The organism is Sphingopyxis sp. (assembly GCF_016793825.1).
Classification (GTDB): Bacteria; Pseudomonadota; Alphaproteobacteria; order Sphingomonadales; family Sphingomonadaceae; genus Sphingopyxis.
Genome location: NZ_JAEULM010000050.1, coordinates 1 through 16,411 on the forward strand (window position 1 = coordinate 1; position 16,411 = coordinate 16,411).

Here is a 16,411-nt window from a genome sequence, read left to right on the forward strand (position 1 = left end):
GCTCGTTCATCGTTCGACTCCTCAGGTAAAGGAGCCGAAAGGGTCTGCCTGTGGCAGCCCGCGTTCAATCAGGCGCGGCGCTCGAAGGGCTGCTTTACATCGAGGCTAGCGCCAATCCACGAAGTGGTTCGTGCACCGGCCATTACCGATGAAGGGTTTGCAACATATCCGATCGCGATGTCACGCAGCGGCATTGTGCCAAACTGCCAATATCCGGCCGAAGTCCGCGAGTTTGGTGCGGTAGTTAACAAACGCAACTCAGAATTGTGCCAAATGGCGAAAAAGCTGAATAAAATCAGCGTTCATGGTGCGGTCGAGAAGACTCGAACTTCCACGGCCTTTCGGCCACAACGACCTCAACGTTGCGCGTCTACCAGTTCCGCCACGACCGCACATCATGATGGTCCGAACAGGTCCGGTACCAGGTAGGAGCGGGCGCCTAGCAAAGCTTTTCGGGCGATGCAAGCAAGCTTCGCCGCTTTTATTTCCTGTTCCCGCGAAGACGCGGGTCCGCGGCTTTGGCGCGTGTCACCAAATCGACCTGAAAGAGTCACGCCAGTGTCATCGCTCTGGCGTCAGACGGTCATCGAATCACCCTAGGTGCGGCGGCACCGGGGGCGAGGCGGCACTCCTCCTTCGTTTGCCGGTGCTTTTTCACCGCGCCCTTCTGGCGGCGCACACCGGGAACGGAGAATTTCATGGCGGCTTTCGCACGCATTCGTTTGATCATGCTCACCAGCGTGGCCTGTTCCACTCTCGCGGCCTGCGGTGCCGACGACATCGCGTCGCCCGGTGAGGGGGGCACGATCATCATCAATCCGGCGCCGACCCCGACGCCGACCCCGACTCCCACGCCGACCCCGGCATCGGTGACGCCCGCCGCGGGCTGCCCGACGATCAATGGCGGGTCGCTCGTCGACAGCGGCACGATCAGCAACACTTCGATCGGCAGCTTCCGCGTCTGCACGCTGCCGGCGCGCATCACCGGCAGCACCACGCTGCCCAAGATCGCCGGACTGGTCTATCGTATGGACGGCCGCGTCGATGTCGGCGACGACAAGGGGCCGACGACCACCGGGACCACCAACGTCGTGCTCACGATCGAGCCGGGCGTCATCATCTATGGCGAATCGGGTCCTTCGTGGCTCAACGTCAACCGCGGCAACTCGATCCAGGCCGTCGGTACGCCGACACGCCCAATCATCTTTACCAGCCGCGACAACGTCCAGGGTCTCAATACCGAAAACTCGTCGGGTCAGTGGGGCGGCGTCGTGCTCAGCGGTCGTAGCCAGATCACGAACTGCGCCAGCTCCGGCGGTACCACGCCGACGCCGGGAACGTCGGCTTGCGAACGTCAGACCGAAGGGGCCGTCAATCCGGCGCTCTATGGCGGTGCCAACAACACCGAAAGCAGTGGCCGGATGAGTTACGTCCAGATCCGCTTCTCGGGCTACATCCTGTCGGGCGCGAACGAGCTTCAGTCGCTGACGCTGCAAGGCGTCGGGTCGGGCACGCAGCTCGATCACATCATGTCCTACAACAGCTCGGACGACGCGATCGAAGTCTTCGGTGGCCACGCTCATGTGAAGCATTTCATCGCGGTCGGCGCCGAGGACGACAATCTCGACACCGACGTCGGTGCGAAGTCGAACTGGCAGTATGGCATTGTCGTGCAGCGCCCGAACATTGGCGATGCGTTGATCGAAGCGGACTCGGACGATACGTCCGATGGCGACAACCCTCGTCAGAACACCCGCGTCGCCAACTTCGTATTCTACCAGAACACGCAAAACTCCTCGTCGGATCAGGCATCGATCCTGCTGCGCGGCGGCACCGACTATGGTCTCTACAACTCGGTGGTCGTCAGCCCGACCAACCCCTGCCTGCGGCTCAGCCGCACCCAAACCGCGTCGGGCACGCAAAGCACGGCAATCGACGAGTTCGGCGCACCGATCTTCCGTTCGGTCCTCATGCAATGCGCGGGCACCAAATATATCGGCAGCAACGGCGTGACGGCGGCGGAAGTGCAGGCGATCTTTGGTTCGGGTTCGAATGGCAACAACGATGCCTACACGCCGACACTGACCAGCCTGTACATCAACGGTGCGACCGAAACGGCCGTGACGCCGTTCGACGTCTCGACGCTGAACGGTCAGATATTCAACGGCATCGAGCTGACGCGCGCGAGCTTCTTTGAGCGCACGACCTACATCGGTGCGGTCAAGGATGCGAGCGACACCTGGTACCAGGGTTGGACCTGCAACAGCGGCACCGCGAACTTCGGCACCGGCAATTCGGGTCTCTGCACTTCGCTGCCGACGACCTGAGATCCTTTGTCCCGATGGGAGGGAGCGGCGCCGCGCCGCTCCCTCCCTGCTTACATATTCGCGTTTCCAAGGGGTGACTGTCATGTCCAAGCCGATCCGGCTCGCCAGCCTGTTGTTGATTTCCACGGCGCTTGTGGCGCCAGCCGCGGCGATGGCCCAGTCTGATCCGGCGGCCGAGACCCCCGCCGCTGACCCCACGGTGGATGCGTCCGATACGGCGAGCGGCGCCGCACCCACCGAAGAGGAGGTCGATGTTTCAATCCCCGGCGGCGAGATCGTCGTTACGGGGCGTCGCAATGCCAATATCGAACGCACCGCGCCGCAGGTCGTCTCCGTCCTCGGCGCCGCCGATATCGCGCGTACGGGCGAAGGCAATATAGCTGGAGCGCTGGGCCGCGTCACCGGCCTCAGCGTCGTCGGTAACGGGTTCGTCTATGTTCGTGGGCTCGGCGACCGCTATTCGCTCGCACTGCTCAACGGCTCGCCGCTGCCCAGTCCCGAACCGCTGAAGCGCGTCGTTCCGCTCGACATCTTTCCCAGCAGCATCATTGCCTCGTCGCTCGTCCAGAAAAGCTATTCGGCGAATTTTCCGGGAGAATTCGGCGGCGGCGTCATCAACCTGACCACCAAGGCGGTCCCGCGCGACGCCTTTCTGCAGGTTGGCGGCAGTATCGGCGGCAATTCGGAAACCACGGGGCAACTTGGTTACACCTATTACGGCACCGGCAGCGACTGGACGGGCTTTGGCGACGGTGGGCGCAGCTTGCCGTCCGCATACCGGGCATGGCGGGATTCAGGACTGCGCATCAACGATGTCAGCGTGAACCAGCAGGCGATCGCCGGCCAGTTCGTCACCGCGCGCAACGCGATCGTTCAGCGCAACGACAATATGCCGGTCAACTGGGGCGCGAATATCACCGGTGGCAAGTCCTGGACGCTCGGCGATACCGAGGTCGGCCTGATCGCAACCGCCGGTTATACCAGTCGCTGGCGGACGCGGGATGTGACGCAGCAGACGGCCAACGCGCTCGACCTGTCGTCGCTGAACACCGATATCAATCGCGTGATCACCGACAATCGCATCGTTGTGAACGGTCTGATCGGGCTAAGCGCCGAATTCGGCGAAAACAAGGTGCGCTGGACCAATCTTTACATCCGCGACACGATCAAGCAGGCGCGGCTCGGGGCCGAAGAGCGCCCGCTGACCGCCGATGCCAGCCCAGGTGTCAGTTTCATGTACCAGGATACGGCCTGGTTCGCGCGCCAGCTTTTCAACACTCAGTTTGTGGGGGAATTCCAGCCGTTCGACCAGCTCGATGTCGATGTGCGGGCCGGCTATGCGAATTCGCAGCGTGAGGCGCCCTTTGAACTGAGCTTCCTCTATAGCCGTTCGAACAGCCCCACCGATCCTTATGGTCAGTTCTTCACGAACACATTGAACACGGGCCAGCGGCCGGGCAGCGCGACGATCGCCTTTTCCGATCTCAACGAGAATCTCTATTCGGCAGGGATCGACTTCACCTATGAAATTTCGCCCACGGTGAAGGCGGTCTATGGCTATGCCTACAGCGACACGAGCCGCGTGACCGAGCGCCGCGACTTCCTGTTTCAGGGCAACAACAATATTCCGATGGCGATTTCGATCCTGCGCCCGGACCTGCTGCTGTCACAGACGGTCATCTGTTTCCCGCCGCTGAACCCGCCGGTCAATCCGAATTGTCCGGCGAATCCCAGCCCTACGGGAATTTCACTGGTGGACAGCACGGGTTCGAACCCGACCTTCCGTGCGATCCTGCGGAACCATGCGGCCTATTTCCAGCTTCAGGCCGATCTGTTCGATGGGCTCAATCTCAACCTGGGTGCGCGCTATGAAACCGCACTCCAGCGCGTCACGGCGGTTCAGGTCTATGATATCACACCGATCCTGCCGCCCGCGACCAAGCTTGACCGAAGCTATCTGTTGCCCGCCGCGACCCTGACCTATGAGATCGATCCGCGGATGCAGGTACGCCTCAGCGCGTCGAAGACGATCGCCCGCCCGCAGTTCCGCGAGCTGGTGTTCCAGACCTATTATGATCCGGACAGCAACCGGAATTTCCAGGGCAATCCGCAGCTTGTCGACAGCCAGCTCTACAATGCCGAAGGCCGCGTCGAATGGTATTTCGCGCCCGAGCAGCGCGTGTCGATCGGTGGCTTCTGGAAGAAGATCAAGAATCCGATCGAAACCTATACCAGCTTCGACGGGAACAGCGTGACGGCACGGTTCGCCAACGCGCCCGAGGCAATCCTCTACGGGGCCGAGTTCGAGGTGCAGAAGCATTTCGACCTTAGCGGCTGGGGCGACGGGTTCTTCGCGACGCGCCGAGCCGTCCTGATCGGTAACTACACCTGGTCGAAGTCGGAACTGAAAGTCGGTCCCGATGATCCGGTCCAGGCATTTCCCTTCACCGGGGCGAAATTCGCCAGCCAGTTCTTCCGCGACGGCGCGCCGCTGACCGGTCAGTCGGATCATCTGGTCAATGTGGAGTTCGGCCTCGAAGACACGGAAAAGCTGTCGCAGCAGACGCTGCTCATCTCCTATGCGTCGGATCGCGTCACGCGGCGCGGGCCATCGGGACAGCCCGACATCTTCGAACGTCCGGGCGTTCAGGTCGACTTTGTTGCGCGACAGGGCGTTCCGCTGTTCGGGAAGGAACTGGAACTGAAGTTCGAAGCGCGCAACATTTTCGGTAACAAATACAAGGAAATGCAGCAGAACGGCGATAACGTCATCTATTATAATCTGTACAGGACGGGCACCACCTTTTCGCTGGGCGGTTCGCTCAAATTCTAATGAGGGAACCCCTGGCTCGGGCGCCGCTCCGGTTTCGGGCGGGATGGCGTTTTGCGGCCGTTCGTTGCCGGCGGACTCGCCCGGCTGTCAAAAAACTGTAATCTTCCGGTCAACTGATTGTCATCGACCGCCCCTAGGCGATTCGCGACGCAGCCTTTCAGTTGGGGGACAGGAAAGAGTTCATGGCGACGCTGATGTCCGGATCGGCCGTTCGGCTTCCGCGCGCGCTACCGACCTGGTTGCGCGCGGGCCGGCATTCGCCGCGCGATGTCGCGCCGGTGCTGGGGGTTACGCTGCTCGGCGCCGGGCTTGTCTGGCAGAGCGTCAGTCTGTTGTGGACGCTGATTGTGCCGCTGTCGTCCTTTGGCATGTGGCAGCCTCAGACCGCGGTGATCGCATCGCCGGCCGAGCGGCGCGCATTGTTCATCAGCATCGATCCCTTCTTCCGCTCAGCGGGGCAGGGGGCCGCGACCGCGACCGTGACGTCGGCGGGCCTTACCCTCTTCGGCATCAACATCAACGAAGCGACCGGTGGCGGATCGGCGATCATCGCCGGCGAGGACGGAATTCAGAACAGCTATGCGGTCGGCGACGAAATCGCGCCCGGCCTGAAGCTTGTCGGAGTTGCTTTCGACCATGTCCTGCTCGATCGCGGCGGCGCACGCGAAAGCCTGTTCCTCGACCAGAGCGGCGACGCTGCGACCGCCGGTTCCGGGACACCGCTGCCCGCGCCGACGCCGGAGATCGGTTCTGTTCCGGCGGGTGGCGGATCGCCGAGCGGCGAATTGTCGCCCGAGGCGCTGAAAGCGGGCGTCGGCTTCACCCCGCGCGCAGAAGCCGGCAAGGTCACCGGCCTCGTCGTTCAGCCGCAAGGCGACGGCGCCGCGTTCCGCGCCGCAGGGCTCCGCCCCGGCGACGTGATCCGGTCGGTCAACGGGCGTTCGATCGGTGGGGCTGGTGACGCCGCCTCGCTGGCCGGCCAGCTCGTACCCGGCGCCCGGGTTTCGCTCGAAGTCGAACGCGGCGCCAGTGTCGTTCCCATCGCTTTATTTTTGACTAAACAATAGGTTTTATGCGCCTCAAACTGTCCTTGATGCTCGCCGCCGCGCTCGTGTCCGCCACGCCGGGGCCGGCATTCGCGCAATATACGTTGAATGTCCGCGACGCCGATATTCGCGCCTTCATCCAGGATGCGGCGCGGATCACCGGCCGCACCTTCGTGATCGACGGGCGCGTCAACGGCAAGGTTTCGGTCGTTACCGACCGGCCGTTGTCGCGGAGTGAGTATTTCGAAATCTTCCTGTCGACGCTGCGGTCGAACGGCCTCGTCGCGGTGCCCGGGCCGAACGGCGCCTATCGCATCCAGCCGATCGACGGGGCTGCTGCACAGCCGGGCCGGATCGGCAGCGATCGCGCGGCGCAGAACCAGTTTGTTACCGAAATCATCCGCCTGAAGCATATCGATGCTGTCGCGGCCGTCGAAACGCTGCGACCGCTGGTCAGTGCGCAAGGATCGTTGACCGCGAACCGGAATGCCAACAGTCTGGTCGTTGCGGACTTCGCCGACAATATCCGCCGCATCCGGGCGCTCGCCGCGAGCATCGATCGCGATACCTCGACCAGCCAGATCGTGACGCTGAAGAACGCCGGCGCGCGCGAAATCGCGGCGGCGCTCCAGGCGCTGGTCCCGGCGGCCGGCGAGGGGGCGAAGGCGCCCGTCGCGATCGTTCCCATCGACAGCAGCAACGCGATCGCGCTGCGTGGCGATCAGGCGCTGGTCGCGCGCTTTGTCTCGATGGCCCGCGATCTGGACGCCAAGGCGGCGGGCGGCACCGAACTGCGCGTCTATTGGCTCGACCATGCCAACGCCGAAACGCTGCTCCCGACCTTGCAGCAACTTGTCGGCGGCGGCAGCGACCCGGCGCAGAAGGCGGGCCTGCCGCCAGCTTCATCGTCCTCCTCGTCGACCTCGTCGTCGGGCGGCAGCGCGATACCGGCGGCAGCGGCAACCACCACCACCCCGACGTCGGTCAGCGGAAGCGGCGGCAGCATCGCGACGCGCGGACCGGCGATCGTCACCCGCTATGAAGGCGCCAATGCGATCATCGTCGCCGCCAACAGCGAAGTGCAGCGCATGCTGGGCGAACTGATCCGCCAGCTCGACAGCCGCCGCGAGCAGGTGCTGGTTGAGGCGATCGTTGTCGAGATCGGCGACGATGCGGCAAAGCGCCTTGGCGTCCAGTTCCTTCTCGGCGGCAAGAATATTCCGTTCGTCGCCACGAACTACAGCAACGCCCAGCCGAACATCTTCACGCTCGGCGGCGCTTATGCCGCGACCAAGCTGACCGAGGACAAGACCACGGTCGACGGGACCACGGTCGTCACCCAGACATCAAGCGCGCTCGGCAGCACCTTGCAGGAGGCCGCGGCATCGTCGCTCCTCACCGCAACTGGAGGGTTTGCAGGTTTCGCGGGCGATATCGGCAAGAACACGATCTTTGGCGCGATCATCAACGCCGTGAAGTCCGACACCACCTCGAACCTGCTGGCGACCCCGCACATCGTCACGCTGGACAATCAGGCAGCGAAGTTCCTCGTCGGGCAGGAAGTGCCGATCACCACCGGCGAAGCGCTCAGCGGCAATTTCGACAATGCCTTTCGAACCGTCCAGCGCGAAGAAGTGGGGATCAAGCTGGAGGTCACACCGCAGGTCAATGGCGCGGGCGAGGTCAAGCTGTTCCTCCGTCAGGAAGTGTCGAGTGTCGCGGGGCCGGTATCGTCGCGCAACAGCGACCTCATCCTTAACAAACGGTCGTTCGAGACGGTGCTGACGGTCGATGACGGCGAAATTCTGGCGATCGGCGGCCTGCTCAACGACGATGAACGCAAGACGATCGAGCGGATTCCGTTGCTCAGCGATATCCCGTTGATCGGCGAACTGTTCAAGTCGCGCAGCCGCAGCCGCTCGAAGACCAACCTGATGGTCTTCATCCGGCCAACGGTTCTGCGCAATCGCGAGGATAATGCCGCGCTGACCGCGCGCCGCTATGGCTATATCCGCGACTTCCAGCTGCAGCGGAATCCCGATGAAGAGCCCGCGATCGACACGCTGGTGCGCGATTATCTTGGCACCGTTCCGCCGGTTCCGACGGCACCGAGTGCCGCCGACGTCACTGTCGGCCCGGTCAACCTGCCCGAGTTGCGCGCGCCCGATGGTAAGGTCATCGGCACCGATGTGCCGCCGTCGGTATCGCAGGCACCCGCGCCTCCGCCCGGAGATTATCCGTGACAGACATCGAACCGGCGGCGCCTCCCCCGGCGCCGGTCGATATCCCTTACGCCTTTGCCCGCAGCCATGGGGTGGTGATTGCTCTCGATGGCGACGGCCGCTGGCTGGCTACTCTCCGTGAGGGGAGCGATCCCGCGGTTCTGATCGAAGTGAAGCGTTATCTCGCGCAGTCGATCTGCGTCGCGACGGCGGGTGCAGCCGATTTCGATCGCCTGCTGTCCGATCACTATGCCGTCGACGCCTCGGCCGCCGCGATGGCGGGGTCGCTCGACGGTAACGACATCGACTTCAGCCTGCCCAGTGCAGAGGATCTGCTCGATAGCGCCGACGACGCGCCGGCCATCCGCCTGATCAACGCGATCATAGCGGAGGCGGTGCGGCAGGGGGTCAGCGATATCCATATCGAACCCTATGAGAGCGGGCTCGTCGTGCGCATGCGCACCGACGGCGTCCTGCGCGAGCATCTGCGCATGCCGCCGCACGTCGCGCCGGTGGTGGTGAGCCGCATCAAGGTGATGGCGCGGCTCGACATCGCCGAACGCCGGGTGCCGCAGGATGGTCGCATCGGCCTGACGCTCGCGGGCAAGGGGGTCGATGTCCGCGTGTCCACGCTGCCCAGCCGTGCCGGCGAACGGGTCGTGATGCGTATTCTCGACAAGGATGCGGCAGGGATCGATTTCGACGTTCTTGGCCTGTCGGGAGAGGCCGACCGCTTCCTGCGCGAAGCGCTGGCCGAACCCAATGGCATCATCCTCGTCACGGGCCCGACCGGGTCGGGCAAGACGACGACGCTCTATGCGGCGCTCAAACAGCTCAACGACGGGCGGCGCAACATCCTGACCGTGGAGGACCCTGTCGAATATGCCGTCGACGGCGTCGGCCAGACACAGGTGAACAACAAGGTGGGGCTCGACTTTGCGGCCGGTCTGCGCGCGATCCTGCGGCAGGACCCCGATGTGGTGATGGTCGGCGAAATCCGCGACCGCGAAACCGCCGATATTGCGGTGCAGGCCTCGCTGACCGGCCACCTGGTTCTCTCGACGGTCCACACCAACGACGCGGTCGGCGCGATCACGCGCCTCAAGGACCTGAAGGTCGAGCCTTTCCTGCTCGCCTCGACGCTGCGCGCGGTGATCGCCCAGCGCCTCGTTCGCAGGCTTTGCGAAAACTGCCGCGAGCCGGTTCAGGCGGACAATAGCGTCGCGGCCGTGCTCGGGCTGGATATCGGCACGGTGATCTGGCGCCCGAAAGGGTGCGACCAGTGCGGCGGCACAGGCTTCAAAGGGCGGGTGGGCGTGTTCGAAGCGATCAAGGTCGATGAAACCGTGCGCCGCTATATCTATGCCGGCGGCGATGAGGCCATGATCGCGAAACATGCGTTCCTGAAAGCGCCGACGCTCGCTTCGGCGGCGCGTGCGATGGTCGCCAAGGGTTTGACGACGCCCGAAGAAGCGATCCGCATTGCGCGGCGCGAGGATGTCGATGCCTGACTATCGCTATGTGGCGATCGATCCGCAGGGCCGCGAGCGGCAGGGACGGCTGACCGCCGCGAACGATGATGCTGCCCGCGCCGATCTCGTCCGGCGCAGATTTCACATCGTCACGGTCGAGGAGGCCGGAGCAAAGCCGGCGAGTGGCCGCAGCCTGCTTGCCTTCCGCTCAAGCAGGTTGACCCGCAAGGAACTCGCGCTGTTCACGCGCCAGCTCGCGACGCTTGTGGAGGTGGCGCCGCTGGAAGAGGCGCTGCGCACGCTGATGCGCCAGAGCGAGGCCGAGAGCGCACGCGCGATCATCGGCGACGTACACGCGGGTTTGCTCGAAGGCCGACGGCTCGCCGATGCGATGGCGCGCCAGCCGGGCAGCTTTCCCCCGCTCTATCGCGCGATGGTCGCGGCGGGTGAAACGACCGGCAGCCTGACGACGATCCTGGCCCGTCTGGCTGACCTGCTCGAGCGGCAGGCCGAGGTGCGCGGCAAGCTGATCGCCGCGCTTGCTTACCCGATTGTGCTCGCGGTCGTCGCGATCGGTGTGGTGACCGCCCTGATGATCTTTGTCGTACCGCGCGTCGTCGAGCAGTTCACCGATGTCGGGCAGCAACTGCCGTTCCTGACCCGCGCCGTCATCGCAATATCGGGCTTTGCGGCGGGCTGGTGGTGGTTGATCGGCTTATTCTTGGCCGCCACCACCTTCGGATGGGTCACGGCGATGCGCCGTCCGGCATTCAAGGCCGCGGTCGATGCCCGGCTGCTACGCCTGCCGCTCTTCGGCCGCCTGCTTCGCGACCTCTACGCCGCCCGCTTTGCGCGCACCCTTTCGACGATGGTGTCGAGCCGACTGCCGCTGGTCGAGGGGCTTCGCCTGACGCTCCCGACGATCCGAAACGCGGCATTGGCGTCAGCAACCGCAGGTATTGTCGATCAGGTGCGCGCAGGCGGCAGCCTGTCGGCCGCGCTCCGCGATGCGGGCGTCTTTCCGCCGCTGCTGGTCTATATGACCGCGAGCGGCGAAAGCGCGGGGCGGCTCGAACAGATGCTTGAGCGTGCGGCCGATTATCTCGAACGCGAATTCGACCGTTTTACCGCCGCATCGATGGCGCTTCTCGAACCTGTCATAATTGTCGTTATGGGGTCGTGCGTCGCGCTTATCATTCTCTCGATCCTGCTTCCGATCCTCCAGTTGCAGAACCTTGCAGGTCTATAATATCATGTCGCTTATGCAGCTCTTCCTTCGCCTGATCCTCGACCCTTCGCGTCCCACCGGGGCGCGTCGCAAACGCGACGAGCGGGGTTTCACGCTGACCGAACTGATGGTCGTCATCTTCATTATCGGGCTGCTCGCCACCGTGGTGATGATCAACGTCCTGCCCGCGCAGGACAAGGCGCTGGTGACCAAGGCGAAGACCGATATCGCGACGCTCGAGGGCGCGCTCGAACAATATCGGCTCGACAATCTCGTCTATCCGGCGACGACCGACGGGCTCAATGCGCTCGTGACCGCGCCGCCGGCGCTGGCGCAACCCGAACGCTATCGCCGCGGTGGCTATATCAAGAAGTTGCCGAGCGATCCCTGGGGGCGCCCCTATAATTATCAAGCTCCCGCTGCGAACGGAAAGGCGTTCGACGTCTGGTCGCTGGGGGCTGACGGGGCGCCGGGCGGAACCGACGACAATGCCGACATCCACGGAGAGGGTTGAGCGGCGCTTCGGCGAACGCGGCTTCACGCTCGTCGAACTGATGGTCGTGCTGGCGATCATGGCGCTTGCCGCGACGGTCGTTGTGCTCACGATTCCCGGCGAGGAGCGGACGGTGCGTAGCGAGGCGGACCGGCTCGCGGCACGCCTAGCCGCCGCGCGCGATATCGCGGTGATCGAAGGACGCAGCGTTTCGGTCAATTTCGTGCCGTCGGGATATGGGTTCGAACGCCGGGTCGAAGGCGCATGGCAGCCGCTTCCCGGACGCCCTTTCGAACAGCGAAACTGGCCGGGCGGCGTTCGGTTCGTATCGGGCGACGGTCAGGCTGCGGCGCGCATCCTCTTCGACCGCGTCGGCACAACCGCGACTCCGCAGACCCTTGTGCTGTCGGGCGGCGACGCGCGCGAGATCGTGCGCGTGTCGGCGATGGGAGAGGTCAGCCGTGGGCAGTGACCCGCCCCGGTCTCGCGAAGGCGGCTTCACGCTGCTGGAAATGCTGGTCGCGCTCAGCATCATCAGCATCGCGGCACTGACGCTCGTCCGCCTCGACGCCTATGCGGTGCGCACCGCGGGCGATCTTGACGAAAGCACGATGGCGGGAATCGTCGCGCAGAACCGCGCGGTCGAACTCTGGACCGATCCGGCGCCGCCCACCATCGGCGCCAGCGCGAGCAGCGTCGCCAATGCCGGACGCAATTGGCGTATCGAGCAGCGGGTGGCGAAGACCGCCGATGACAGCCTGCTGCGTGTCGATCTGCTTGTCCGTCCGGAGAGCGGAAACGGGCAGGCCGCGCTCACGATCATCAGGCCGTCGCGATGAAGGACGAGCGCGGCTTCACTCTCGTGGAAATGCTCGTCGCGCTGTCGATCTTCGCGGTGATCGCCGCGATGGGCGTTACCCTGCTGCGCACCAGCGTCGATACGCAGGACGCCGTGCAGGCGCGCCTCAAGGGCATGAGCGGGATCAATCGTCTTCGGGCCGTGATGGCCAATGATCTTGCACAGGCAGTGCAGCGTTCGACGCGCGGACAGGCGGGCGAGCCGGTTCCGGCCTTCGTCGGCTCGTCGACCGGCTTTGCGTTGGTCCATGCCGGTGCCGCGCCCTTCGACGGCAACCCGCGCCCCGCCGTCGAGCGTGTCGGGTATGCGATGACCGGCGGCGAATGGCGCCGCGCGGTGCAGCCGATGCTCGATGGCACGGCGCTGCCCGATGGCGACCGACTGATTGGCGACGTAACGGCCGCAGCGGTGCGCTACCGCGACGACAAGGGCGATTGGGCCGAAAGCTGGACGAGCGAGCCGGGCGACCGGTTGCCGCGCGCCGTCGAAGTGCGATTGACCCGCGCCGGCCGCGCCTCGCTGACGATGCTGTTTCTGACCGGACCGACGCCGCCGCCGCCGCCGTTGGTTGCTGCCGGGCCGCAGCCATGACGCGCCGGCGTGAAAACGAACGCGGAGCGGCGCTGCTCACCGTGCTGCTCCTCGTCGCGGTGATGGCGGTGATCGCGGCCACGGCGCTCGACCGGCTGACGCTGGCGACGCGGATCGCCGGCAGCGCGGCGACGGTCGATCAGGGGCGCGCTTATACGTTCGCGGCCGAACAGATCGCGCTGCGCCGCGTATCCAGCCTCGTGTCGCGCGACACCGCCCGGCTGACGCTGACCGGCGACTGGCTGGGCCGGGATTTCATCCTGCCGCTGCCGGGCGGGCAGGGGCGGGCACGGCTCACCGATGCGAACAATTGCTTCAACCTCAACAGCCTCGCCGCCGAAGTGACACCGGGCAAATTCAGCCAGCGGTCGGGGGCGGTGGGCCAGTTTGTCGAATTGATGAAGCTGGTCGGCGTTGCCGACGGACAGGCGCAGCAGATTGCCGGAGCGGCCGCCGACTGGATCGACAGCGACAGCAACGATGGCCCGCTTGGCGCGGAAGACGATGTCTATCGTGCAATGCCGGCAAGCTATCTCGCTGCCAACCGCAAGATGGTCGATGTCAGCGAACTTCGCGCCGTTCGCGGGATGACGCCGAAGATCTATGCGCAGCTCAAACCATGGATATGCGTGCTGCCCGTCGCCGAGCCGGTAAAGCTCAACGTCAATACGCTGACGCCCGAGCAGGCGCCGCTGATCGCGATGCTGCTGCCTGGACAGATCAGCCTTTCCGCAGCGCGGGCGGCGCTGGCGGTGCGGCCTGCGGGCGGCTATGGCAGCAGCGTGCGATTCTGGGAGGGACGGGCGTTCGAAGGGCTCGACCCCCCTCAGGACGTCGCCGAGCAGGCCGGCGTGAACAGCCGATGGTTTGCGCTGACGACCAACGTGACGATGGGGGACGGGGTTTTGACGGCTAGATCGCTCATCGACGCCCAAGGCGGCGCGGCCGGAGCCGGGCAGGCGGCACCAGCGATCGTCCGCCGCGATTGGGGCGACGTCGACTGACATGGGGCATGTCTTGCTTCTCTGGCTGCCGCGCGTGGCGGCGCTTTCGGGTAACGAGGAAGCGCGTCCGGCATGGCTTCGCGTCGATGACGGCGTGATCGTCGATTCGGGGCAGGATGACGGTTGGGTCGATACGTGGGAGACGTCACGCGGCGATATCGACAACCGGCTGATTGCTCTGGCGCCCGCAGCCGACGTGCCGATGCACTGGCGTTACTATCCCGACGCGCCGCCAGCGCAGGCGGCCGCCGCGGCGCGCATCGATACGATCAGGGATAGCCTTGGCGACTCCGCGGCGCTGCATATCGTCGCGGGCCAGCCTGCGGTAGCCGGGCAGGCCGTCCCTGTCGCCGTGACGACGCACGCCGCCATGACGGCGTGGACCGACTGGCTGACGACGCGCGGACTGTCCGCTGCCGCGATCGTTCCGTCGGCGGCGATCGTGCCACCGCCTGATTCCGAAGCGCTTTGGGTTGCCGAGGTGGGCGGAGAGGCAATCGTCCGTACCGCCGATCGCGCCTTCCTGTCGGATCCCGAAATCGACCGACTGATCGCGGGCGAACGGTCGATCGCGCCGCTCGATGCGGCACAGATGCGCGATTCACTGTTGCTTTCGCTTGCGGCGCCTCCGCTTGACCTGTTGAGTGGCGCGTGGAAGCCCAAGCATGGCTGGGTGGTCGATGCCGGGCTGCTGCGTCTTGCGAAGCGTTTGCTGGTCGCGCTCGTGATCGTCAGCCTGTTGATCCCGATCATCCATGCCGTACGCCTGGCGGCCGACACGAAGCGTGCCGACGAAGCCGCTGTCGCGATCGCGAAAAAGGCCGGCGTGATCGCCAGCGATGCGGGAACGGCAGAAGCCGAACTCGACCGCCGCCTCGCCAGCGCGGGGGGCGGCCCGCTCGCTTTCTCCGTGCCGGCTTCGGCGCTGTATGATGCGATGCGTGATGCGCCAGGCGTGTCGTTGAAAACGCTGGCGCACCGGGTCGACGGCACGCTGACGACCACCCTCGCGGCGCCGCGCGTTGATGATATCAATCAGGTGCTGCTTGCTCTGCAAGCGCGCGGTTACCGCATTACGGCGCAGCCGATGGCAGGCGCCGACGGACAGCAGATGGCCAATGTAACCATCCGGGCGGTACCATGATGGAGGGTCTGAAAAGCTGGTGGAGCGGGCTGTCGACGCGCGAGCGCTGGCTGGTCGGCGTTGCGGCTGTTCTGGCCGCCGCAGTACTGGGCTGGGCGGCTGGCAAACCGTTGCTTTCCGGGCTCTCCGATCTCGACGACCGCCACCGCGCCGCTGTCGAACGCGAAGGCCGCGTCGCTGCCAAAGTCCGGCTGCTGGCCCAGCGTCCGGCGAAATCGGTTGCGGCAGCGGTCGATGCCGTGGCGATCGACCAGTATCTCGCGCAGTCGGCCAGCGAGATCGGACTGACGCTCGACCGTAACGAGGCGCGGGGTGACCGGCAGGTGACGATCGCCATCGCCACCGCCAAGGCGCCGGTACTGACTGACTGGCTCGCCGGGCTTGAAGATCAGGGTTTCGTTGTCGATCAACTCACCATTACCCCCGCCGCTGATGGCACGGTCGGAATGACGGCCGAGCTCCGGAAGGGCGGGCGATGACCGAACGCCGACGCTGGATCGTCGCGGTTGCGCTGTTCGCGTTGCTGCTGATCGTCGCGACTTTCCCGATGCGTCTGGCGCTGTCGCTATCGGGGGCCGCCGAGGCCGGCATTGCCGCCCGCGAAATTCGGGGGTCGATCTGGTCGGGAACTTTGGTCGATGCACGGCTTGGCGCGTTGCCGCTCGGGACCGTGCGCGCCGGCCTGTCGCCGCTTGCCCTGCTTGGTGGCGGTACCGAACTTGACTTTCAGCGCGCCGACGAACGGCTGGGTGCGTTGACCGGACGTTTATATGGGAGCAGTCCGCGCGGCATGTCGGACGTTACCGGCACGGCGTCCCTCACCGCAGGACTTGGCCCGATCCCTGCCGATGTGATCCGCTTTGAAGGCGCTGCGCTGCGCTTTGACGAAAGTTGGAAATGCGTTGCGGCGGCCGGGCGCGTCCAGATCTCGGTCGCGGCACCGATCGCCGGTCTGGATCTGTCGCAGGGGCTTTCTGGGCCCCTGAGCTGCGCGGGCGGACGCGCGCAGGCGGCGCTCGCGAGCCAGTCGGGAATGGAGAGGTTGACGCTGTCGTTCGACGGCAAGGGTCATTATCGCGCGCTGTTCGCGATCAATGTCGATCGCGACCCCACCATGGCCGCCGCATTGGCGGTGCTGGGTTTCAAGCCGGGAGCGGGCGGGTTCGTGTTGGCAACCTCTGGCCGATTCTGA

General features: G+C 65.1%; 14 protein-coding genes and 1 tRNA gene. 14 read left to right on the plus strand and 1 reads right to left on the minus strand.

Annotated elements, in window-relative coordinates:
- Positions 1 to 305 precede the first annotated feature (305 nt).
- Positions 306 to 392, minus strand: a tRNA-Leu gene (locus JNM03_RS17265).
- A gap of 306 nt (positions 393 to 698) precedes the next feature.
- Between JNM03_RS17265 and JNM03_RS17270 the strand changes: the two genes are divergently transcribed.
- From JNM03_RS17270 to gspN, 14 genes are all read left to right on the plus strand, one after another.
- Positions 699 to 2,327, plus strand: a complete 1,629-nt coding sequence (locus tag JNM03_RS17270; protein ID WP_294038525.1) for a hypothetical protein — start codon at positions 699 to 701, stop codon at positions 2,325 to 2,327.
- Between the two features lie 82 nt (positions 2,328 to 2,409).
- Complete coding sequence (locus JNM03_RS17275) at positions 2,410 to 5,160, plus strand: TonB-dependent receptor (protein WP_294038526.1); 2,751 nt, start codon at positions 2,410 to 2,412, stop codon at positions 5,158 to 5,160.
- 182 nt (positions 5,161 to 5,342) lie between these two features.
- Complete coding sequence (locus tag JNM03_RS17280) at positions 5,343 to 6,227, plus strand: type II secretion system protein N (RefSeq protein ID WP_294038527.1); 885 nt, start codon at positions 5,343 to 5,345, stop codon at positions 6,225 to 6,227.
- Between the two features lie 5 nt (positions 6,228 to 6,232).
- A complete protein-coding gene (gspD, locus tag JNM03_RS17285) occupies positions 6,233 to 8,449 on the plus strand; it encodes a type II secretion system secretin GspD (protein ID WP_294038529.1) in 2,217 nt (738 codons plus the stop codon).
- Positions 8,446 to 9,939: a GspE/PulE family protein gene (locus tag JNM03_RS17290; protein WP_294038531.1), complete on the plus strand. Its 1,494-nt coding sequence runs from the start codon at positions 8,446 to 8,448 to the stop codon at positions 9,937 to 9,939. The genes gspD and JNM03_RS17290 overlap by 4 nt, the downstream gene beginning before the upstream one ends.
- A complete protein-coding gene (gene gspF / locus JNM03_RS17295) occupies positions 9,932 to 11,149 on the plus strand; it encodes a type II secretion system inner membrane protein GspF (RefSeq protein ID WP_294038533.1) in 1,218 nt (405 codons plus the stop codon). The genes JNM03_RS17290 and gspF overlap by 8 nt, the downstream gene beginning before the upstream one ends.
- A gap of 4 nt (positions 11,150 to 11,153) precedes the next feature.
- Positions 11,154 to 11,642: a type II secretion system major pseudopilin GspG gene (gene gspG, locus JNM03_RS17300; RefSeq protein ID WP_294038535.1), complete on the plus strand. Its 489-nt coding sequence runs from the start codon at positions 11,154 to 11,156 to the stop codon at positions 11,640 to 11,642.
- Positions 11,617 to 12,093 carry a GspH/FimT family pseudopilin gene (locus tag JNM03_RS17305; RefSeq protein WP_294038536.1) on the plus strand — a complete coding sequence of 159 codons (477 nt, stop codon included), beginning with the start codon at positions 11,617 to 11,619 and terminating at the stop codon, positions 12,091 to 12,093. The genes gspG and JNM03_RS17305 overlap by 26 nt, the downstream gene beginning before the upstream one ends.
- On the plus strand, positions 12,083 to 12,460 hold the full coding sequence (gene gspI, locus JNM03_RS17310) for a type II secretion system minor pseudopilin GspI (RefSeq protein ID WP_294038538.1): 378 nt from the start codon (positions 12,083 to 12,085) through the stop codon (positions 12,458 to 12,460). Before JNM03_RS17305 ends, gspI begins: the two co-directional genes overlap by 11 nt.
- Positions 12,457 to 13,071, plus strand: coding sequence for a type II secretion system minor pseudopilin GspJ (gene gspJ / locus JNM03_RS17315; protein WP_294038539.1), 615 nt, complete (start codon positions 12,457 to 12,459; stop codon positions 13,069 to 13,071). The genes gspI and gspJ overlap by 4 nt, the downstream gene beginning before the upstream one ends.
- Entirely contained in the window at positions 13,068 to 14,075 is a 1,008-nt protein-coding gene (gene gspK, locus JNM03_RS17320) for a type II secretion system minor pseudopilin GspK (RefSeq protein WP_294038540.1), read from the plus strand. Before gspJ ends, gspK begins: the two co-directional genes overlap by 4 nt.
- 13 nt (positions 14,076 to 14,088) lie before the next feature.
- Complete coding sequence (gspL, locus tag JNM03_RS17325; RefSeq protein WP_294038541.1) at positions 14,089 to 15,219, plus strand: type II secretion system protein GspL; 1,131 nt, start codon at positions 14,089 to 14,091, stop codon at positions 15,217 to 15,219.
- Positions 15,216 to 15,698, plus strand: coding sequence for a type II secretion system protein GspM (gspM, locus tag JNM03_RS17330; RefSeq protein ID WP_294038543.1), 483 nt, complete (start codon positions 15,216 to 15,218; stop codon positions 15,696 to 15,698). The genes gspL and gspM overlap by 4 nt, the downstream gene beginning before the upstream one ends.
- Positions 15,695 to 16,411 carry a type II secretion system protein N gene (gene gspN, locus JNM03_RS17335; protein WP_294038545.1) on the plus strand — a complete coding sequence of 239 codons (717 nt, stop codon included), beginning with the start codon at positions 15,695 to 15,697 and terminating at the stop codon, positions 16,409 to 16,411. Before gspM ends, gspN begins: the two co-directional genes overlap by 4 nt.